The 21,040-nt window shown below is 40.8% G+C and carries 26 protein-coding genes and 1 other RNA gene; 19 read left to right on the top strand and 8 right to left on the bottom strand.

The features are described 5' to 3' along the window. Window positions 1-280: 280 nt before the first annotated feature. Window positions 281-1,243, top strand: a complete 963-nt coding sequence (locus L2747_RS18880) for a bacteriophage abortive infection AbiH family protein (protein WP_249000547.1) — start codon at window positions 281-283, stop codon at window positions 1,241-1,243. Window positions 1,244-1,404: 161 nt separating this feature from the next. Here L2747_RS18880 and L2747_RS18875 read toward each other — a convergent pair whose 3' ends face one another. Together L2747_RS18875 and L2747_RS18870 are read right to left on the bottom strand one after the other, a co-directional pair. Next, a complete protein-coding gene (locus L2747_RS18875) occupies window positions 1,405-2,268 on the bottom strand; it encodes a hypothetical protein (RefSeq protein WP_249000546.1) in 864 nt (287 codons plus the stop codon). A gap of 3 nt (window positions 2,269-2,271) precedes the next feature. Then, window positions 2,272-3,039 (bottom strand): hypothetical protein, encoded by a 768-nt coding sequence (locus L2747_RS18870; protein WP_249000545.1) that lies wholly within the window; start codon window positions 3,037-3,039, stop codon window positions 2,272-2,274. Between the two features lie 459 nt (window positions 3,040-3,498). On the opposite strand from L2747_RS18870, the gene L2747_RS18865 reads away from it, so the two are divergent. From L2747_RS18865 to L2747_RS18845, 5 genes are all read left to right on the top strand, one after another. Next, window positions 3,499-3,933 carry a hypothetical protein gene (locus L2747_RS18865; protein ID WP_249000544.1) on the top strand — a complete coding sequence of 145 codons (435 nt, stop codon included), beginning with the start codon at window positions 3,499-3,501 and terminating at the stop codon, window positions 3,931-3,933. 8 nt (window positions 3,934-3,941) lie between these two features. Continuing rightward, complete coding sequence (locus L2747_RS18860) at window positions 3,942-4,169, top strand: hypothetical protein (RefSeq protein ID WP_249000543.1); 228 nt, start codon at window positions 3,942-3,944, stop codon at window positions 4,167-4,169. 60 nt (window positions 4,170-4,229) lie between these two features. After that, a complete protein-coding gene (locus tag L2747_RS18855; protein ID WP_249000542.1) occupies window positions 4,230-5,045 on the top strand; it encodes a DNA methyltransferase family protein in 816 nt (271 codons plus the stop codon). 474 nt (window positions 5,046-5,519) lie between these two features. Further along, the gene (locus L2747_RS18850) at window positions 5,520-6,830 is read left to right on the top strand and encodes a virulence-associated E family protein (protein ID WP_249000541.1); all 1,311 of its coding nucleotides are present in this window, start codon (window positions 5,520-5,522) and stop codon (window positions 6,828-6,830) included. A gap of 284 nt (window positions 6,831-7,114) precedes the next feature. After that, complete coding sequence (locus L2747_RS18845; protein ID WP_249000540.1) at window positions 7,115-8,161, top strand: hypothetical protein; 1,047 nt, start codon at window positions 7,115-7,117, stop codon at window positions 8,159-8,161. Window positions 8,162-8,245: 84 nt separating this feature from the next. On the opposite strand, the gene L2747_RS18840 is transcribed toward L2747_RS18845, so the two are convergent. The 3 genes from L2747_RS18840 to L2747_RS18830 all read right to left on the bottom strand — a co-directional run bounded on the left by L2747_RS18840 (window position 8,246) and on the right by L2747_RS18830 (window position 9,311). Continuing rightward, entirely contained in the window at window positions 8,246-8,398 is a 153-nt protein-coding gene (locus tag L2747_RS18840; RefSeq protein WP_249000539.1) for a hypothetical protein, read from the bottom strand. 75 nt (window positions 8,399-8,473) lie between these two features. Beyond that, window positions 8,474-8,797: a hypothetical protein gene (locus L2747_RS18835; protein WP_249000538.1), complete on the bottom strand. Its 324-nt coding sequence runs from the start codon at window positions 8,795-8,797 to the stop codon at window positions 8,474-8,476. Between the two features lie 13 nt (window positions 8,798-8,810). Next, entirely contained in the window at window positions 8,811-9,311 is a 501-nt protein-coding gene (locus L2747_RS18830; RefSeq protein ID WP_249000537.1) for a hypothetical protein, read from the bottom strand. Between the two features lie 141 nt (window positions 9,312-9,452). Here L2747_RS18830 and L2747_RS18825 point away from each other — a divergent pair, with 141 nt between their 5' ends. From L2747_RS18825 to L2747_RS18800, 6 genes are all read left to right on the top strand, one after another. Beyond that, window positions 9,453-10,094: a hypothetical protein gene (locus tag L2747_RS18825; protein ID WP_249000536.1), complete on the top strand. Its 642-nt coding sequence runs from the start codon at window positions 9,453-9,455 to the stop codon at window positions 10,092-10,094. Window positions 10,095-10,201: 107 nt separating this feature from the next. Then, on the top strand, window positions 10,202-10,525 hold the full coding sequence (locus L2747_RS18820; RefSeq protein ID WP_249000535.1) for a hypothetical protein: 324 nt from the start codon (window positions 10,202-10,204) through the stop codon (window positions 10,523-10,525). Window positions 10,526-10,633: 108 nt separating this feature from the next. After that, window positions 10,634-11,311: a recombinase family protein gene (locus tag L2747_RS18815; RefSeq protein WP_249000534.1), complete on the top strand. Its 678-nt coding sequence runs from the start codon at window positions 10,634-10,636 to the stop codon at window positions 11,309-11,311. Further along, window positions 11,259-11,891 carry a hypothetical protein gene (locus tag L2747_RS18810; RefSeq protein ID WP_249000549.1) on the top strand — a complete coding sequence of 211 codons (633 nt, stop codon included), beginning with the start codon at window positions 11,259-11,261 and terminating at the stop codon, window positions 11,889-11,891. The genes L2747_RS18815 and L2747_RS18810 overlap by 53 nt, the downstream gene beginning before the upstream one ends. A 9-nt stretch (window positions 11,892-11,900) precedes the next feature. Further along, window positions 11,901-12,056 (top strand): hypothetical protein, encoded by a 156-nt coding sequence (locus tag L2747_RS18805; RefSeq protein ID WP_249000533.1) that lies wholly within the window; start codon window positions 11,901-11,903, stop codon window positions 12,054-12,056. A gap of 94 nt (window positions 12,057-12,150) precedes the next feature. After that, window positions 12,151-12,810: a hypothetical protein gene (locus L2747_RS18800; RefSeq protein ID WP_249000532.1), complete on the top strand. Its 660-nt coding sequence runs from the start codon at window positions 12,151-12,153 to the stop codon at window positions 12,808-12,810. Window positions 12,811-12,819: 9 nt separating this feature from the next. On the opposite strand, the gene L2747_RS18795 is transcribed toward L2747_RS18800, so the two are convergent. Next, a complete protein-coding gene (locus L2747_RS18795; protein WP_249000531.1) occupies window positions 12,820-13,149 on the bottom strand; it encodes a hypothetical protein in 330 nt (109 codons plus the stop codon). A 311-nt stretch (window positions 13,150-13,460) separates the two neighbouring features. Further along, window positions 13,461-13,769: a hypothetical protein gene (locus tag L2747_RS18790; protein WP_249000530.1), complete on the bottom strand. Its 309-nt coding sequence runs from the start codon at window positions 13,767-13,769 to the stop codon at window positions 13,461-13,463. A 423-nt stretch (window positions 13,770-14,192) separates the two neighbouring features. On the opposite strand from L2747_RS18790, the gene L2747_RS18785 reads away from it, so the two are divergent. From L2747_RS18785 to ffs, 7 genes are all read left to right on the top strand, one after another. After that, window positions 14,193-14,501 carry a hypothetical protein gene (locus L2747_RS18785; RefSeq protein WP_249000529.1) on the top strand — a complete coding sequence of 103 codons (309 nt, stop codon included), beginning with the start codon at window positions 14,193-14,195 and terminating at the stop codon, window positions 14,499-14,501. 8 nt (window positions 14,502-14,509) lie between these two features. Next, a complete protein-coding gene (locus tag L2747_RS18780) occupies window positions 14,510-14,980 on the top strand; it encodes a hypothetical protein (RefSeq protein ID WP_249000528.1) in 471 nt (156 codons plus the stop codon). A 141-nt stretch (window positions 14,981-15,121) separates the two neighbouring features. Continuing rightward, window positions 15,122-15,400, top strand: a complete 279-nt coding sequence (locus L2747_RS18775) for a hypothetical protein (protein ID WP_249000527.1) — start codon at window positions 15,122-15,124, stop codon at window positions 15,398-15,400. A gap of 45 nt (window positions 15,401-15,445) precedes the next feature. Further along, window positions 15,446-16,012: a hypothetical protein gene (locus tag L2747_RS18770; RefSeq protein ID WP_249000526.1), complete on the top strand. Its 567-nt coding sequence runs from the start codon at window positions 15,446-15,448 to the stop codon at window positions 16,010-16,012. Window positions 16,013-16,231: 219 nt separating this feature from the next. Then, a complete protein-coding gene (locus tag L2747_RS18765; RefSeq protein WP_249000525.1) occupies window positions 16,232-16,519 on the top strand; it encodes a hypothetical protein in 288 nt (95 codons plus the stop codon). A gap of 250 nt (window positions 16,520-16,769) precedes the next feature. Then, window positions 16,770-18,008, top strand: coding sequence for a hypothetical protein (locus L2747_RS18760; RefSeq protein WP_249000524.1), 1,239 nt, complete (start codon window positions 16,770-16,772; stop codon window positions 18,006-18,008). Window positions 18,009-18,338: 330 nt separating this feature from the next. Continuing rightward, window positions 18,339-18,406: signal recognition particle sRNA small type (ffs, locus tag L2747_RS18755), an RNA gene on the top strand. Window positions 18,407-18,680: 274 nt separating this feature from the next. Here the strand turns inward: ffs and L2747_RS18750 are convergent. After that, the gene (locus L2747_RS18750) at window positions 18,681-20,888 is read right to left on the bottom strand and encodes a M4 family metallopeptidase (RefSeq protein ID WP_249000523.1); all 2,208 of its coding nucleotides are present in this window, start codon (window positions 20,886-20,888) and stop codon (window positions 18,681-18,683) included. Window positions 20,889-21,040: the final 152 nt, after the last annotated feature.

Raw genomic sequence — 21,040 nt, 5'->3', positions numbered from 1 at the left:
ACAGCTTCAATTTTGAACTCATCGGGATAACGTTTTCCGCGCATGTAACACCTCATATTTTTTGGTTCATTATAACTCTATGAAGTGTCTACTGTTCTAGGGGCTTACCAGTCAGAGAAAATGCTGAAATTGTAGAAATAGATTATGAAGATGGTTATTTTGAGCTTTGTGATGCAGGAGCTAAGAACTTGAGTTTCAAAGCGCTAGATATTAACGGTGAGTAACTTTTATCTATTAGACTACTAGTTGTAGTCTCTTTTTCACTAATCGGTATAATAAAATGAAACTGTATATCATAGGCAATGGGTTTGACATCCACCACGGATTAAATACAAGTTACACATCATTTGGACTTTATCTTAAGAAGCACTACAACGAAGTGTATGAGCTATTGCTCGATTACTATGGATTTGATGATTTAAACCCATTAAATTGGGACACAATGAAAGATCCTCTATGGTCTGAGTTCGAAACCAACTTATCGTTATTAGATATCACAACAGTATTGGAAGCACATATTGACTCCATAGCAGTTCCTGGTGCAGCAGAATTCAGAGATAGAGATTGGAATACCTTTCAAATTGATATGGAAATGGTCTTGAAAAAACTAACAGTAGATCTGTATAAAGCTTTTAAAGAGTTTATTCTATCTGTGCAGTTTTCAGGTATTGAATCAAACAAAATAATTAATATCGATAGAGATGCTAAATATCTAAGTTTTAACTACACAGATACATTAAAAAAGTACTACGAAATCCCTGATAACAACGTATTGTTCATTCATGAGAAGGCTGAAATTAATGGTGGTGAATTAGTTCTTGGTCATGGTGTTGACCCAAAGAACTTTGAAGAACAGCCAGAGAAGCCTCCTTTAGGACTTACTGCTGAACAGTACGAGCAATGGCGGCAGGACATGGCTGAGCAGTATGATTATTCATTGGAGCTAGGGAAAGATACTATTATGAGTTATTTTACCGAGACGTTTAAAGGTACAAGAGCAATAATAGAGAAGCATACAGATTTTTTCAATGATCTGAAAAACGTAGAAGAAGTGTTTGTTCTCGGGCATTCACTTGCTGATGTTGATCTGCCATATTTCGAAGAGTTAGTTAAATCGACTGATCCAGATGCTACTTGGATTGCGACATACTATTCAGAAACTGACAAAAATAATCATTTTGACACTCTTTCTAGTTTGGGTATCCGGAATATTTCTGTAGTGAAAATTGAAGAAATTTTATAGGGCCGCCGTGATTTAGTATATGTGTAGTTCAGTTTTTTGAGTGTCGATTATATGCTAAACAGAGAAAAGAATTAGTGGATTTATTTAATTAAAAATAAGGTTCATCTAATGAATCCACTAACCCTCAGTTGTATCTATTATCAGCTCAGCTATCATACAACTCAAGCAGCGCTTTGACACCACTCAGTAATCTCTTCAGCTAAACCTTCGGTGTTAACATGTGATCCAACATGAAAGTTATGCGGTTTTAATAACCAAATGAATTTTTCCAATTCGTTCTCAATCTCTATTTGCGTTTCACGTTTTAGGCTCTCATCAGGGAGCATTAAAAAGATGGCGTTTTCTTTAGTGTTTATTTGGTTGGAAGCTATATCAATATCTCTATAACCATCAAACAAATTACACTTAACTCTCTGAATATCAGCATATGCAGTCGACACCAGTGTGGCGACTCCATGTTGCTTTTTATATGGTAAGTATAAGTTATTTATTATGTTATCTTCGCTGACTGTTTGATATGGGTTTTCTGGTACATGGTAAGAGTAATCAATACCTAAGTTTAGCTTTAACTTTTCCTTCAAAGTAATATATACCGCATCTCTCGATGTTGAAGAAAATCTATTGCTACTAACCTTTCTAACTTTTTTTCCTAAGGATATCGTATTCTTATACAGGTTATTTAGGATATCGGTAGTGTTTTTCCCTTGTGCAAATCCTTTTTTTACAAGGTGTATTTGAGGGGTTAGTTCATTTGAGTCATTTAATTCTTTTCGAAACACGAGCTCTCTAGCCACATTACAAGCAAGTTCAAGTTGAAACTGCATTTCTTGACCGTAAAAGCAATTTATACGTTCATAGTAATCCAGCATTAGTACTCCGAATTCGCCGGACTTGTCCCTAAAGCCAACACCAATGTTTAATTTCTCACCTGTTGTAATGTCAGGGGTCCACTGAAATTGATACCAATTACCAGACACGTTTGTGGTTCTAGTTGTAGAGTTTAAAATATCGTCTAATGTTTTCATCTTCTATGCCAACATTCTCAAACTGTCGCAAACACGACTATTACCTAAAATTGCTCTAGATTCCATAAACCTTTCAAGTGCAGTCCTACGCTCCGTATCTCCTTCCAACAAGAGATCCCACCAATAGCATAGCTCTTTTTTTATCTGGTTATAAACATCCTCATGAGTATTGGTGGCATGGGCAATCATTGATTTTACTGGTAAAGGAGTACAGTTTAGAGCATAGAGATTTTCTGATAAGACATTTTTAGCTATATAGTTCGGATCAAGTTGTTGCGCCTGCCAGTTTAAAGTAATGGGTAAGTTGCTATGGTCAAAAAGATAAATTCTGTTTTTACCTGCTACCATAATGTTACCCAGGTGACGATCTTCGTTCGCGACCCAATCATCAAATGCTATTGCATCAGTTACTTTATCCCACCCTGCAACGAGATTCATGAGGGTTTTGCATGAAGGCATGTCTTTTACATCATAAAAACTGCCAGGTGTTGCACCTTCAAGACTACTTACAACAAATGCCCAGTCATTGTACCGTGTAGGTGTGTTATCAAATTGGTTTGCAGAAGTATGTATGAGCCCTGCGAAACTGGGAACTGGCAAGTCCAAGTGTTTTGCAATGATATAACCAGTCACTTCGTTTACTAATGCTAATGTACGGATGTGGCTAAATCGTTTAACGTACGCTTTAGTTTCTTTACCACCATTCCACTTAATACCGCAGGCATATGTTTCAGCCATCAAGCCTGAGGCTTGACGGGCGTATACTGCCATTAGTTGTTCAGTAGAGAGTACTTCTATACAAGTATCTACCATAGTTTCACATTGTTAAGGTTCATATTTTGAACTAGTTTAAGCTATTGATCTCAATGGTCAATAGCTTAAGAACTATTTATGTACGTAGAACACAGATATTGTTTGTGGACAGTGAGAAGCATATACAGCCAAATTGCTATCTCAAGTTAGAGTGGTGCTATTGATACTAGTATCTAGTTAATTCGATAGGATCAAATGGTGTGAGGCACTTAACCTGAGTATAAGCGAGTAAACTCTGATGTTTATTGTCGAAGAATGAGATTCTCTTGGCTTAACAATTGCATTTTTAACAAAATGCGTCAGGTGAGCCTCTTTATTAATACAGTTTAAGCGGGGAATACCAAGCCTGTAATTCAATTTATCATTTTTAATTAGTTATAAGAAACATAGAGTAAACCTCATAACAAAGGAAAATCTATGTTTCGACACCTGTTCAAAAAACTACTGTCATGGCTTAGGGAGATCTGGAGTATCTTCAAGGCCATTGACAGTGCAGTATCTAAAGAGTCTCAAAGTAAAACCCACACCCCAACCAATACGCGGTCTAACGCGCTAACACCTACCTCAACCTTAAGTTATCAATCACCCGCTATCCGCCACCGTTATGTTGAGCTCGAAGGCTGTGCCGAGAACCTGCGTATCGACAGTCGAGGTCGTTATGACTTGCGACAACTGGCCCGGTTTGCAGAGAACTTTGTTTGGATTAGTCCTGACTCCGTTGATGAGTTCATCACAGGCGGCATGGATTACGACACTGATTATATCGACGGGAAGCGGGTGCTTTGGCTTGATAAGACAGAGTGTATCGAGTGGTCATATCTTCAATATTCCGCCTTGTCAGACCTGCTATAAAGGCCGATATGAAAATCACAATTCTAACCAACCCTTCTGATGCAGAGCGACGGATTAGCCGCGCAGCTATCGGTAACCCTGATGTGAGTCTAATTGGCACTCATGTTCATTATAAAGGAAAGCGTGTCGCAGACTATCGAGTAGTACATAAGGGCATTGAAGTGAACGTGACGGACAAGCCCTGGTACATCACCGATGCGCTTATTGAGTCTCGCCTACGGGCACTGTTCAGCTAAATCAACATTCACACCATCAAGGCTTCTTCGGAAGCCTTTTTGCTATCTGGAGTTTATTAAGTGTCACATTTACAGCAAGCGGTTAAGTTAGTGCAAGAGGGTGACCGGTATAGCGGTCATGGTCGGTTCTTCTCAGAGTTCATAGATGACTGGGCGTACCGTCAAACAGGCTTATACGCGCCCGCTAAGCCTCTGAGTGAGGCGAAAAGTAAGAGTGCCCATCAGTTATCGCATGTTATTCGAAGAGCTTGGGAAACGTGTCCAGGAGAGGATTTTATTGGCCACGTGATAGAGGAGTGTGGCGGCTCCGGCCACTTGTCGTTCTTCAGGACGCCTCCAGCACTCAGTACGCTTATGGCGAAAATGATGGGCGGCAGCACGGGTCTTGAGAATTTTGCCGATATCTGTTGTGGCAGTGGGTCGTTGACCTTAGCGCACATCAATCAGACCTTTCTAGATGGTGGTGCCAAAGCGGTTGCCCGTTTGAACATCATGGGTGAGGACTTATCCGGCAATAAGATTAAGGCTGCCATGCTTCAAATTGTTAATCTGCTGGATATCCTCGGTGGTGGTAAGCCGCTTTATGTTCACAGTTTACGATTAAGCGAAGTCAATAGCCTGTCTCGGGAATTAGGGGCTGTTCAATATGATTTCTCAGGTGCTAACAACCCACGATGTAAGCTAAGTGAGGAGCAGAAGGCATTGGTTCATCAAGCGTTAGGGGCAGACATAGATATCGACGTCATTAGCGAACGGCTGCGGGTGCCAGCTAACTTGGTTAGACGAGAATGCCAGGTCAAAAATGGTGACCTTTTATATAAGAAAGATTATCCAAAACTAAAAGGTAACCATTTTGAGGAAGTAGCGAGGTTATAGATACTAAATATATACCTATTTATCTTTAAGTCACCATTGCTTAGCTTCGTTAATCCTTCACTTGTTGCCCACTAACAATTCAGATATATCGCCTATTTCTCATTATTTTGCTTCGGACATATTTCGTCACCTTAAAATAAGTTTAGGAGGTAACAACAATGACCCTATCTAAACGAAATCGCATGATTAAAGCCCTGGTTGCATCAGGTTATTCACCTAATGACGTACAGGCTTTCATGTCGCTTAAGTCACTGACAACCCGTTCGATTCAAATGATTAATAAGAGGAAGGCGGTACGATGAAAATGAAGGAGGATCTTATACTCGATGAAGTTAGAGTTCACTCGTTCGGAGTATAAACGACTTATCGAATCAGCTCAGGCATGTGATATGCCTGCAGCTCGTTTCGTGCATGATTTAGTAGTAGCAACACTGGGCGAAGGATCGCTTCAGGACATCAAAAAGGAATTAACCAATGGAACAAGAACAACTAGAGCAAACTAACCAAGCGGCAAATGATGCTCTTATGGGATTAATGGCAGCACCGGAGCATCCTGAACTACTTGCAGCGCAAGAGGCTGGGCGTGCTGCCAATGACATCAGTAGTCAAGCTGCTAATTGCAGAACCTCAACTGAGTTATTGAGCCTCTTCTTCCGTGAAAAGGGATATCGACTTGGATTCTGTAAGTTGTATAACAGGCGTGGAATGGCGGGGCTGGATACTATGATGAATGAGTTAATCATTTGGTCCCAGGAGCATCAGATCAGTAAGGAAACTAAGAGCCGTCTGATGGGAGAACGCCAGTTGCAGGCAGCCTACGGCATGATGAGTGAAGACTGGTATTACAGTTACATCGATGAAAAGGTCGATGAGCTGTCATTTCAGCCAGGAAGCGTGTCGGAGTGGTCGAGGCTTCAGGAGCTATCAGGCTTTGATGATGATTCAATCATTATCCTTAAAGCTTGGGTGTGGAATCTTAAGCAGATAATGGCAGGTCGAGAGCCCGAACAGGTTCCTATGCCGATGTTTTTTAGCTCTGGGCAGCAACAAGGCAAAAGCACCTTTTGCCGAGCGTTGTACTCACCTGTGGCAGAGCTGAGTCAGCAATATGATTTCAAGAAGCTAGGTGATGCCAGTGCTCAACCTATCTACGCAAAATTACTCGTCGCAGATTTTGATGAGATGGCTGGGATGGATAAGAGTGATATCAACAAACTGAAGTCCTGGTGTACTTCATCTAGTGAGTTCTCGCGTGTTATGTACTCTCAAAGTTTCCTAGAAACGAAGAACATTACGCAAGGTATAGGCAGTAGCAACAAGGTACTAAGTGAGATTTTATGGGACACCACAGGCAGTCGTCGCGTTTGGCAAATTGACCTCAATAGGCCACTGTTTGCAGCGCTTGATGTCGACTTTACCGCAATGTGGCGTGGAGTTGACGAGAGTGGCCAGAATCCGATAGAACCCCATCGTGAACGCTTATTAAAGCGTTCGTTTAACGAGCAACGTAGAAGAGAGCCTGTGGAAGATTGGTTGTGTGATCTCATGGCACGAAAAGTATGTAGTAACGAACCTCAAAGTTGGCTATATGATGACTATAAAGGCTGGCGACTTGCGAATGCCAGTAACTCGAAGGAGATGTCATCTAAGTCGTTTGGTTCATTCCTAAGAGGTGATGCAGTGAGTAGTTTTGTTTCGCATCAGCGATTGGCTGATAAAACCTGGTCATACAGTATTGATAGGGACAGTAGTGAAGCACAAGAGATGATGAATATTGGCGAGTAATTATTGTCAGGATCACCAATTATTGTCAGTGGCTATAAGTCGTTGAATTTACAAGTGTTGACGAGTACCCCCTTGATGATTTGACAATAATGATGTTTTTAAAGAAACCTCCGCGATTATTGTCTAAGTATCTTCTCTGACTATATCTAATTTCTATAATTATTATCAGGATAGTCAAGATTGTCATACTAGGGCACCATTACTGATGTTTTTTAAGCTGACAATAATCATTGGTAATCAAGATTATCAAGATTGTCAGCCCCAACCAATGCAAAGGAATGCAGATGAACAAAATCACTATCATCGAGACGGTCGATAGGACCAAACCATTTACCAAACGCTTCATTGATGGCGAGAAGATAAGCTATGGCCGTCAGTATCGTTTTAACTTTATCGAGCGTGAAGTCAACTCTATTGACGAACTAGCTGAACTCATCACTGAGCTTAGCAATGAGCATATGATGGCTGTTATTAGAGGAGAGCAGATAGACCCCACTGTGCAGAACAAACAGCGGTTACTCAACCCACAGAAAGATGGTACCCAGCCCACAATCCAAAGTAAGGCTAGGAACTGGTTCATGCTTGATGTGGATGACTATAAGACTGACAAAGAACCGCTTGAAGCCGTTGCAGAAGTTGTTGCTCAATTACCCGTTCCAGTGAGAAGTGCTGATTATGTGGTTCAACTGAGCGCAAGCTACACGCCTGAGAGTCCTGTGTTGAAGGCCCACATTTGGTTTTTAAATGAAACTCCACTCAGTAGTCGTGGATTAAAGGCTATTTTTAGGAAGTGCGAATTAGTAGATAAGGCATTATTTAGTGACGCACAAGTGCATTATACTGCTGCACCTATCTATGAGGGACAAGATGATCCTGTTAATCAACGGATATTCACTGTGAAGCAGAGGGGGAGAGCAAAATTGGTCGCTCCTGAACTACTAGGCAGTAAACCTCAAGCAACAGTTCATGAACTTAGGGAAATGCTAACCAGACTAGAGGGTGATGAACTAGCTGAAGTTCAGGCTTCGCTTAGCCTTATTGAGACTGCACGGAGTAGCTTAGACCGAGAGTTTTTTCTTAGACTTATCAGGCGTAACTATCAGCAGCTCAGGCACCTGGAATGCTTTAAACTGGGTGCTGCAATGCATAATACTGGCTTTTCTCAGGAGGAAACAGAGTTCATCATTAATCAGGTGAAAGATCCTGATAGTGGTCATGATGCTACTCAGGCATGGGGCTGCTTTGGTAATGAAACGGGTAAAGCTTGTGGCCTAACTACCTTGTATCAGTTCGGTGGACTAGGGTACTCAGACTGTACTCAGGTGAAGTAGCGCTTTGGTAGAGGTCTACTAGATGTATCAACTAGTAGACCTTGTTAAGATAAAAGAGGTTAGAAGTGGTCGTAAGCAGTGTGCTTACATTTCATCTTCCAACAGGTAAATTACTCGATTTGCCAGTGCACTGAGCTCTTCAGCTTCTTCGAATAGTTCATAGGGAACATCATCGTCGAGTTCATGCTCAATTCCAACGGCGCATGAGATCATCGTGATTAGGTAGTCAATATCCATATTAGTTTTCTCCCTTGACGGTGAACGATAGAGTGCACCCGATATAAGGTGCACCAAATACTTAACTGCTGAACATCAATGTTCTTGGCTTACATCGCCTAAAAGGCTACGACAGCTCCAAACTATATTTTTGGTAAACTCACTATCCCAGATCGAAGCATGTAAAGTCGCTGCTTCAACTAAGTCTACAGCAGTAGAAAGCTGGCAGGTGTAGATCGCCTCATCAGCTAAGATAGCCATTTGTTTGACTATGCTCGCTAATCCACCGGGTGAGTCTTTAGGCAGCAAGCCGCCTAGCTTCATTAACGGTTCGATAATGCTTATGATCTCATGTAGCTTCAAGTCTGGGTTTACTACAGGTTGGCTAGAATCAACCAGGTCTAGTGCATTAATGCTCATAGTGCGCTCCTTACTAGTGTTCGAGGTCTGAAGTGGTATGGTTCAGCTTTAGCTGTTCGGCTTCACGGATAAAGGCTTCGTCTTGCCACCATGATAGAAGTGAACAGGCACGCTGACGTAACTGATTGAACGGTGCAGGGTTCCAGTCTGAGATTTCTGATAGTTCAGCCTGGAATGCTGAGATACAACTGCGTGGGGTGTGACCTGCATGTTCATCCTCAGTCCAGAACCCAATTGGGAAGTTGAGGATAGCGGAGCCTGAGCTATCAACATGAATAGCCATCATTGCGCTGTTCGACTGAAAAATTGCGAAGTAGTCCTCATTAATGACCCCCTCCCACATAAACCTTACCCTCGTTATGGTATTGATACTGGCGTTAGGGTAGACCTTCTTAAGGTACCGTTGAGAATCAGGATCATTGAGTGAAATCTCTGCAGGGTGTTTGTCGAATAACATCCCAAGATGTTGGTTGCCTTCTGGTGAGCTGGTAGTTGGCTCTGGGTAAGTTTCCATTGTTTCTCCTTTCTTGTAGCCGTTTAGCCGAATGCCGTTACGGATTAAAGGCCATTAAACAATATATTTTTAAGAAAGTAGCCGCCGAGAGTTATGGATAGCCGTCTTTGATTTTTTGTTATTAAAATGTAGGGGTTTAGATTGGCTTATAATTGGTTTTTTGATTGTAGGGAGTACTTATGGGTAGCAGAAACTCTTGAAGAGTTAGAAGGTTTGTTATCAGAAGACACTGAAGAGCAGGGCATTAAAATTAGGCTTGCTGTTAGAGCCTTGTACTCATTTGCTGTAAAGGCTAAAGATAACAATGCTCCCATACCTAAGGCGTTGTCATATTTTTTAGTCGATTGCATTGCCTATGCAGAACAGGATCATACATATACATCTTTTTTGAAATTAATTAAATCTCCTTCAAGAGCCGTAGATAAACAGCATGAAGTGGATCTGATTTTTAAGCACCATGTGCTAACAATGATAAGAGGATATTGGGAATATAATAGGGAAAATAAAAAGCGACTTTATACAGAAAAAAATGGAATAGTTCTACCTGAGCAACAGGTGGTGAAAAATAGCGATATTTCCTTTGTCTATGGTCAAAAGCTAGCAGAAGAGCATAGTGCATTACTGCTAGCTCGTGTGAAAGAACTGTACTATACCCTCTACAAGAGAGAGTTGAGAACTGAAGATCTGAACAGAATGAAGCTAAGTGACTTCATCAGGCATTATAAATGTGAAAGTGCCATGCCTTACAAAGATAACTATCAATTTCATTATTATGATGACTAAAATTCAACACTCTAAGCATCCCTTGTTATAAGTACTATGGGAGTGCACGCCCACTTTGAAGCTCGCATCTTGCGAGCTTTTTCTTTGTCTGAAATTCAGGAGGTCTCGTGATTGAGCTAGTTGTACGGCTCTACAAAATAGTTAAAAGAGTGTTGAAAGTGGTGTTCCAGGTACTGCCTGACATCTCGCCAGTAAATATTCAACAAGCCAAGCTGGTGGTGGAGGCAATTACTGCTGAGAATCGCAGCAGTGAGTACCAAAGGATATACAGTGATAGGAGCATTCAGGGGAGTAAGCGGGCTTATCTTTTGATGTTACTTGAACAGCAGGGCATACCATTCCACTTAAAACTCAAGCGTTTCATAATCGATATAGCAAGGGCCATCAAGCCACAGCATGGTCTTGCCATTGTCACAACATTAGTCCACTAAGCCTATACCGTAACTGTACTACGCAAAGCGGTACAGTTTAGACCCGCCAGTAACCCCAAACCTTACCAGTACAGTAATACCACCCTAAGTTTACCTATGGAGGCCCATATGGGATTTATCCGAGCATACCTGCGCGTCAGTACTGTTGGCCAAGACGTCATGCGTGCCAAAGAGGAGATAGCAGAATTTGCTAAAAGCTATAGCCAGCAAGTCGCATCTTTCTACTTTGAGAAATTCACAGGTACTTCACTTAATCGGCCTGAGTTATCACGTTTGCTAGCTGAGGCTTCAGCTGGTGACATCATCTTAATTGAGTCAGTTGACCGTATTAGTCGCCTCAAGAACGATGACTGGATAGCGCTCAAAAATACGATTGAATCTAAGGGGATTTCAATTGTGGCTCTTGATTTACCAACAAGTCATATCGCTCTTAGGCAAGCGGATACTGGCGATGAGTTTGTTAAGTCAGTTCTTCGGGCAGTGAATGGCATGCTGCTCGATATCTTAGCTGCTACAGCCAGGAAGGATTATGACCTCAGGCGTAAGCGTACCCTTGAAGGTATCGCTAAAGCACAAACTGAAAGACCTGATGCTTATCAAGGACGAAAACGAAACCAAGTACTTTGGGATTCAATTGGCAAACTACTTAGAACTTCACACACCTATACCGCCATACAGCAAATTACCGGTGCCAGCCGGATGACCATTGCTGCAGTGGCTAAAGAGTTAAAGCATGAAACCAACACACTTAAAGAAAACCATCGACTTTGTGCAGCAGCACAGTAAGCAATCAGCAAAACAGCTTAGGCATTTACTGAAGACTAACCCACAAGCATTTCTCGAATTGCTTCATCAGACTTGTGCCTCAGTCAAATCAATCCCAACGAGCGTTAACTTATTTATTAATTATTTTGAGCAGGAATCAACTATGAAAAATCAAGAATCAGTGTCATTGGGTATGAAAATTGTCCTCACCTTTAAGAAGGTTGTTAGCAGTGTTACTCAGTTTTTCTCGACGAAAAAACAACAGGTGAAAGTAATTGTTGCAGCAGCTGCAGTTGCAGGCGCGGCATATGTCGCTACAGGCGGTTCGATAGTCGTAGCTTCAGTGGCAGCGATAAAAGGACAGGGCGTAATTGGCGCAGTTATCCAAGGTGCAAAGAAAGTGAAGGAAGTACTCATGATGGCGAGAGAGGTCGTCATTGAAAAGGCTAGCCTATTGCTGGTGGCTTTGAACGGCTTTGGTTGTATCGCAATGGCGAAGTTGATAGAGGCAAAAAATTACGTAGTTAAGAAAGCAAAGCAGCTTCTCATTTGGGGCAAGGGGCTGTTTGTCTTTGAACCTCAGGTCGATATTGCAGCTTAAGGGGGAGTGATGTCACTACTGGAGTGGATTGAGCAAACCTTAGCGGTTGTTTCACCATCGATTAGTCATGCAGCTGGAGTAGCAGCAAGTGTTGCTAGCGTATTTGCAAGTATTGCGTGGCTAGTTTCTCAGGCTCTGACCTTTTTGCAGGACTCAGAGATTTAATCATACAGATTAGTTCAGACAATAAATCATGCCTTTCTGCTGAGGGGCATGATGTTTAGGCCATAACGAGTTGGCCATTTTTAAAGGAAGCACAATGAAAAAATTATTAATAGCAATGGTCGTTACTTCAACGATGGCAGCGTGCAGCGATAACAATCAAACTCCGGCACAAACTTCAGGTATCTCTAGCGTCGTGTCGGAAATTAAAGATGAGAATAAGGCTGAAGAGGTGACAATTGTAGCTGAGGCTTTAAGAGAAAATATCATCGTGCAACATTTGATGCCGATGGCTCAAAATGAGCGCAGAGTTGCAAAGAGAATGGTTCTTCGCCTAGCAAGTAATGGCTGGGTCAACTTGGTTGTTTCTGATTATACGGAGGAGGACAGGGAGGCTAGTGATAAAGGTGCACCGCTAGGTATTGCTTATGGTTTGCAGATACGGAGCTTAAATGATGTGAGAAATTTGGCTAGAACAATCAGGGGGATGAATCAGAACGGCAGGGATGGTGAGATCGTTGTTATACCGAGAGACAGCGTTGGTGCATATGTCTTTAATGAATATTCAAATCAATCTATTGAAGCGAACTGTTCAGCAGATTTGAAGGTTATTCGAGTCGCTGCTCAGGGCTATATGATGGTAACGACATCTTGTCATAACTTAAGTGCGATAGATGACGGTATCATTTTCCCGTCAAAACATGCGAGTGTAATTGCTACGCTGCTTGAGAATATGGTCGCTGAAGTACCTAGTTAATTGCTCTTTTCACCAGAGAGCTTCATTAGGTAGTTCTCCTAAGTATGGATTTAGGTCTGCTGGGATGGTGACCCATTGATTTGGGTTACCTCTCATTAGCTCGATGGCTTTGATTATTGCTGAGCTTACCCCTTCAGCTTCCCAAGCATCAAAACTAATATATAGCAGGTATGCCTTACCTTCTGACTTGATTTTGTATTTAGCACCAAAAATAACAGGGTCACCATTCAGTTGTTGTCCAATGCTGGATTCTACGTCCGCAGGACGGCTTGCTGCTCCTAATTGCAAGGATAGTCGCTCCTGCAATCTAATGTCTCTTGGGTTACTGCTATTATTCATAAACACCTCTGATTCAGACAAGATCTCCAAGTGTAGTAAATGTTTAAAAGAGTATTTTCAATATCACTAATTTGACTGGTTTTTTCAAGTTGCTAGCGTATTTGCAAGTATTGCCTGGTTGATTAGTCAAGTTTTGGCTTTTGTTCAAGGGAGTGTTTAACTTTAACCCACTGAACCATTTGATTTCCCATTGGTTCAGTAGGCTGTTTGTAATCTGTATTTATTAATGCGGACTAAAATTCATTGGTCTCGACTAGATTTGATATTTTAGATTGAAGTGGTTATGAAAATATCCTTTGATATTATTCTATTTATCCTCGAGTCCAGCCTTCATCGGGCACTACATTGTATAAGCAAGTTTTTCCACTTAATACTAATAGGTGTACCCAAGACGAATGAGGAATACTAGAGACATCATTCGGTTCGCCATCGCACCACTTCCTAAGCACTTTGGTCTTATCTTTGCTTGCGGTTTTGAGGCCAAGCATTCTTGCTATGTCAGTCTTGCAGTGACCAATAAAAATCATGGTTTCTATTACTTCTGAAACTTCGGCATTGGTAGGTTCACGATAGTTCGGATCATCGATATTTCTATATGAATCGAGTCTTGTAGGGTTCATGAAATAAACTATCCCAACATGTCGTTTCATCTTTCTGAAGCTTTCCATGACTTCGCGTTCATCTATATCGCCAATATCATCTAACTTATCCAAAAACTTATCTCCGAAGTGTTATTAGGGCAAGACTACAATCATTTCGGAGGGAATTCAATCTTACTCCCTCCATTTTTTCTTGTCGGTCGAAAATATGACTCATATCAAATTTGTAGGGTTTTTATGTGATTTAAGCTCTTTATGGAGGGCTTTTGTGTTGATACCCTCTTTGTTGTGTGTAGAATGCTCATCTTGTAAACATCTCGATAACGCTAGTAGCACGTATAATGCTTACAAGTAAATAGTTGAGCGGATATTTAACGGCCTTTGCACTTCTATCGGGCAGCACTTACAAGACGATTAAGATAAAACCTATTAAGTGAGAGTGAAATGTTTAACGAAAGTGTATGTACCTTACCATCTTGTTCTATCTGCAAGGTCGGCCTACTACATCTAGAAGTTAATGGACTTCCTGTTCGTCAATCCTGTGAATCAGTAACTGATGTTATTGAGAACATGTGGATTGTGGTAGGCCACTATGGTGATGAAGACTCCTACATAGAAATTGTCACTGCCGAGAGTGAATCCGCAGCAAGAGAGCGTTTTTCTGAGTTTATGGACACTCAATCAGAAGGAAGTGAGCACTGGATCACAGGTGCTGTACAACTTCATCAAACTGTCGCTCAAAGGTTGGGCTAGTAATGCACATGTCAGTAACCTTGATTGTTCTAATCTATGCGCTTGGCAAGTACACAAGTAAAGGGTTTAAGAGTCGAGTAATAATTGCCGTATTTCTTCACTTCGTGTTCATCGCTATGAGGCTTGGCAAGGTTTACTCAGATCCGGCATTAATTGTTAACTACGAGGTTATTGTGATTTGGCTAGCTCAAGTAATCATAACTGGATTATTACTGATTATAGGGAGCTTGTTTTTAAGCGGAGTTAACGCTTTATTCATTCGTTACCGTAATAAAGGGGCGCAAAAAATGAACAATCCAATTACTAAGTTCATAGGCTGGTACAAAGCAAAAAACTCCAAACAGAGAGGCATTGTTTTTGCTTCTGGCGTTGTTTTGTCACTCATCCCGATAGTTGGGTGGATAGGTTTGTCATGGTGGGTTATGCCCATCCTTGTTTGTGGAGAGTTTCAGGCGCAAGAAAGCGCTAAGGAAAAGTAATGGCTATCTCATGTTTCTTAGTTGGCCTTATTGGCTTTGCGTTCTTAAAGCTAAATAGGATTGAATTGTGAAACCTTTAACTATTGAGATGGTGGTTTCGTCAACATTGTAATAATCATGATTAACCAAGGAACTAGAAAATTGAAAATAATTCTGCCAGTTATTCTATTAGCCTCATTCGGAGCTGATGCGGGCTTTGATGAAAGGGTTGCAGCGTCATTTGCCGCAAAATATCACGTGTGTGCCAAGCGATTAGACAACAACAGCATGCCCCTGAGAGCGCTAAAGCTTAGAGCGGAATCTAAGCGTATCACTCGTAATAAGATTGGCGATGGCTATTTGGTTCACTTTGATAAAGAGAAGAAGAAAGCTTGGAAACTATCACTCAATAAGTGCAAGAAGTTAGCTGACAAACTTTAGGTAGGTTCCCGTAGGGGAGCATTTTTATAACAAATGAGAGTAGTAATGAAACAACTTATTCTAGCATCGGTACTACTTGCATCGTTCAGCACCAACGCCGGGATACTCAGTAGCATTGACTATGCACTAAACGGCTTCTGTTACGACTCAACTGCAGCAGCCTGGGCAGCATGTAATGATGACTACAACGGGAAGTGCCGATATCTTGGCGATAGCTACAATGTTTGCTCTGATTATGATGCTGATGACGGCTACTCAAACGGCAATGAGTACAATCTTGATTACAGTAATCAAGATTCGACAGATACCAAATTCAGACGCTGTATTATCGCTATAGACATAGCTGAATGCCGTGAACTACGAGATGACGGCTTTTCGTATAGCGCTGTAACAAGCAAGTATGAGGCGGCGGCAGAACAGGCAGTTATAGCTACGATCTGCATCGACAGAGGTAAGGTCAGTAAGAGCACGTTTAACCGAATAATAAACACGATGAACGGGTATCGACTTGGCGGGTATATGAGTGATGCGGTGATGGCTCGAATTGAAGAAGGTGCGACAGCAAAAGGTCGTGCTGGCTTTGATGGAACATGCCAGACACTTCTCAAATGATGTAAATACCGCATTTTACTGTACTAAAGGCGTGAACTAGAGAGAACTTTATAACCCCTCTCGAAAAAGTCGGCAGTCTACCAGACTATTCCCCCAATTTTTTAGACGATTAATAGTGACAATTAAGTTATGACACAAGCAACAAACGAACACGTTGATACAGAAATAGGATAGAGCAAAAAATTGCTTAATAGCTAGGTTTTAGAAAAGAGGGAAGTAATGAAAAGATTAATATTAGCAACACTTGTAACTTGCTCAACTTTACCTGCAATTGCCGCAGATATAGAAACAGATGCTTACCGAGCATCAATAGCTTATTTATGCGCTGAAAAAATGACACTAGCGGGGGAGCGTAAGGCTGCTTCTGAATTTAGAGCTGATGGTCAGAATTACATTGCTCTCTATACAAACCAATTTAGTGAGTTTAAAGCTGCTTTACGAAAGCATAAGAGCAAAGCCAGAAGTTATGCTACTGAGTTGAAGTGTCGCTCAATAGCTGGAATTTAGTCAATATTATCTAGGAGAGTATAGGGACGATTTAACGAAGTGTGCTCTATAGGCGTAGCTATCGTTATTAGTGACCCGTTGAGAGGTAAATTACAGAGGCTGAATTATGATGAAATTACCACAGTATCAGATTACGAAAGTCACGACATAAAAAAGGGTTAATCCAACGAATAAGTTAGGCCATATATCCGGTTTAATCGTTGCAAACAGGGTTTTCAGTGGTACTACAGCAATTAATAAAAGGTAGATAATGAAGAAGTTATTTCTAGTTAGTGCGTTAACGATTCTCACTGCTTGTGGCGGTGGAGATGATTCTCCGAAGGATGATACTCCCGAAATCCCGTGGACACCTATTGAGCCAAGTGACCCTATAGTTCCTGAACCTGAACCTGAACCTGAACCTGAACCTGAACCTGAACCTGAACCTGATATTCCTGGGACACCTATTGAACCTGGGCTACCTTGCGAGGTGAAGTGGGTCGAGACCGGAACTAACACTAAGCAGTTACAGAACGAATGTACAGGGGAGCGTGATCTAACAGGCGTTAGCAATTATACCCAGTGGTCACTAATTCGGATGGGAAGTATAGCTATTTATTCAGAAACCGAAATGTTTCTAGATGAAAACGGTAGTGAGCGAAATAAGCATACTAAGGACAGCCATACAGGTAAGCCTACTAGGTACAGTTTTTATGTAGGCGGGGAGAGCGTTTATACGTCTTACCAAGCTGATTACAACGAGGACGGGAGCTTTGCTAGCCTACTGACCTACGGGAACGTGGGAGATGTTGAGCTTAACTGTTCTATTAGTTCATGCGACTATGAAGGTAATAACTATAAGCTAGATCTTAGTACTCTAGTGGATGAAGGTGATAGCCTCTACAAAGCTACTGAAACACGTGAAGAAGTGCTAAAGATGATTGAGGTAGTAAAGGATCCACAATGGCTATATGAGGTTGAGGCTAGATGGGGAATACCTGCCGAAACGCTATCAGATATTTGCTTTAAGCAACTAGTGGTTTGTTCGTGGGATGGGACTAAAGATACCTTCGAAATAGGAATAGCGGCAAATAGTAGCGAGGAACACTTACTTACTTTCATCGTATCGCAGGAGAAGGTAGATAACGGGGATATAACTCCTAGAGTATCCCTAAGCGAACCTGATTACCATGACCTAGGGGTACGGTACGGTGTTGGCGACTTCCTATGGTATGAGTGTAAGCTATGGAAAGATGGATATTGCAATATTCAGGTAGATAACCGACCTAGACATACCAACACGCCTACGGAGGAGGGCGTTATCCTCTATATGAATAATAACGAGGAAGATACTCTAACTATCGATAGACTAGAAAATGTAACGAGTATGTCACCTAATATTCAGGCGTGGCTAGGCGACAAGTATTTAGGGTACACGATGTCTTCTTTCGGTTCACCTGAGTTCTACCGTGATGTTCATAACGTTATGAGTAATGTTCATGGTTTCTAAATAGGTTAAGGGGCTATTTCGGAGTGTAGAATATACAGCGATGAGATTTTACTATCTTAGAGTTTATGTATGACGTTTTCGTGAAAGTGTTTCTCTATAAGGCTGCCTTTTGGTGGCCTTTTGTTTGAAGCTCTATACTTTACTAAGGTTTGTGGGTTTGTTGCACAAGTTGAATTAGGGCGGTCACATCTGTAAGGAACTCGAAACGTAGTCCTATGGATGTTATGGAGACTAGGCAAAAGAGGTGGTACACTCGGTGGTACATTAACAACTTAATCTACTTTAGGTTATTTCTGAACTAGTTAGTAGTCGCTCACTCAGTGACTCAGGCGCAATGATAACTTGTGAACTCGGCCAGGCCTGGAAGGGAGCAACCGCAGCAAGTGACTCATGTGCCGGAGTGCGGCTCTAGGGGAGCCTCCAAAACTCCCCCGTTTAGAAATAACTCTCTGATTTTACATAATATTTTAACTGACCTTTTCAGTTTTAACCTGTAAATCGGCCTACTTGTACAATTCGTGTGTACCGACTAGCTAGCAAGAAAGCGTTAACTTGTTAGTATTATTTTTTCATTTGCTCTGGAGCCCGTCGCCGTTATAGAGATTAGAAGCGGTTCAATGTGCATAAGTTCAACATTAAGGGGTTGATATATGGTTTAAGTTTGACCAGTAATCACTTTTCAAAGTAAATGCTCCATGGCAATATTTTCCCCTCATCTAAAAGACTCTTATCTATCGCTTTTAAGGTCCAGATCCCACGTACCTTTCTATCGTTCAACTTAATTATATAAGTTCTTTTTATCCTGCTTGGACGATACACGCCTCTATTATGCAAGAGGTATGACTCTCCGATTGGCGGTATTAGTTGTACAATTAGATCTGAAGTATCACTATGCTCTATATCGATTGAAACTATGGCTGTTTTATAATCTTGAACAGACGTAACCCAATTGGGAGAGTACACCCCACTGCGGTTATTATCGGGTATTATGTAACTTTTACTTGTTCTGTATATCCCGCCATCTTTTTCATAATCTCCAACCATGGTTATTTCGCTAAAGTTACTTGCTCCATATAAAGTGAAGTAATACCGACCTATGTCCGGATTAGCTATTCGGCACAGTTCTTCATTCCCAGATTGAAACGACCCGCATTCTTGGTTTGTAGAAAGCGGCTTTTTACTTATGTAAATATCTACGTTACCTCTGCCTTTGCTGGTTTTAAATGTGAGGTTTTTCGCGCCTCGAGGCACATTTAAATAAAATAAATGCTTACTATTCTTTTCTCCGGATATACCTTTAACTGAGCGACCAACCTCGATTTCAGTACCATTGCTGCATGTTGCATTTACTCCTACCTTTGAAAATACTGTGACAACATCTAAATGGTTAAAGCCTTTGTCTTTAGCTGAATAAGTGAGATAACATGCAGCGTCTTCAAAATTGGTATCCATTCTCCAATAGATTATATTAGCATGCACCATTAGGGAGAATGCTTTACGGATATTCCAACCGTGTTTGGTAGCGAGTAAATAAAAAGCATAGTTAAAAATACCTGATGCCTTATATTTATCCATGTTTCGGTTATAATCTCTGTAGTGTTTAATTCCCTTACCATCTTTATCTGGAGCCTTCATATTACGTAAAGCTTCACTTCCTTTAGTTGATTCATACCCAATCAACCAGTCATTTTTCTTTTTCACAAAATATTCAGCTGTCTCGCCTGTCATATCAGCGAAGGCCTCGTCAATGGCGCCACTTTCACTGGAGTATAATAAGCGCGAGTGACGACTTGTAAATGCGTGGCCTATCTCATGTGCAATAATATCCAAAACTGTCGCTGGGTAGTCATTTTGATCCCCATCTCCGAACGTAACCTCCTTCCCGTTCCAAAATGCACCATCATAATTTATACCATAATGTACCTTTACAGGCAGTTTTTTCGTTGTTGCTTTTACTCCATACCAATCTTGAAACATTTTTATTGTTTCGGTTGCAAAAAAGTGAGCATCATTGATAGGGGAATATGCGCCATTAATTGATTTAACAGTATTTTTAGGGCATGTATAACTAAATGGATTGTTACCTGTGTATTTATTTTCAAGGTTTATGGTCTTGATATAATTATTTTCCATCATACAAATATTGTTTTTAGATTTCGTAACTAATAATTTCTCATACTTAATACCATAGAAATATTTACCTGTTTTTTTATTGCCACCGGGACCAGTTCCAATCCTCGCTACAATATTTCTTATACTATCCCACTTTTTTATTACCTCTCCGGTTGTTGCATTTATCAATGCAAAAGGTCTACTAGGATTATTTTTTTCTAGCAATGCTGACGTTAGATAAGTAATAGTTGGGTGGATAGTATTTTTTTCTTGAAACAGGTATAACTTGCTATCTTTGCTTCTGATTCTTTCAACTATATTAAACTCTCTAATTAAAATTTCATGAGCATCTTCAGGTGAGATTAGCCCCTCTTTTATAGAAAAGGAGGGGATGTTATCTAGGTATTGACCGTACCGAATTCGAAATTTTCTATTGTTATTACTAACTGAAGAGTGTGACTGTTCGATAACAATGTTACTTCCTATTACAGGGATCCCTAAATACTCCTGAAGGTAACGTATTTGGGTTGTGTTGCTATTTAACCTAAAGCGTTTTACTTCTTTAAGTTTGTATTTTTCATTTTTAAAGATATTCTTTGAAAAATAAATAGTTAATTGTTCTTTATCTTCTATTTCTATTGTTTGTGTATTAGGTAATAAAGTTGTTGTTAATCCATCTTCAATTGTTTTCCATGTGGCACTCCATACATTTGATACAGTTATAAAGTAAGTTAATATTAATAAAGGGAATTTGCAATATTTAGACATGATTCACTCCTTTGGTTTTCAAAACTACTTTTAATCCATTAGGGATTGTTAGTTTGCTTTAAACTAAATTCAACTTCAAGTTTGGGGGTGTTGCTTTAAATGTGGATGAGAGAGTTATTGTTTGGTTTTATTAATAATATTGTATTCAAATG

This window comes from Shewanella marinintestina (genome assembly GCF_023283845.1).
GTDB lineage: Bacteria > Pseudomonadota > Gammaproteobacteria > Enterobacterales > Shewanellaceae > Shewanella > Shewanella marinintestina.
Note: the sequence above shows the minus strand (reverse complement) of the source record. Positions and strands in the feature narration are given on the sequence as shown.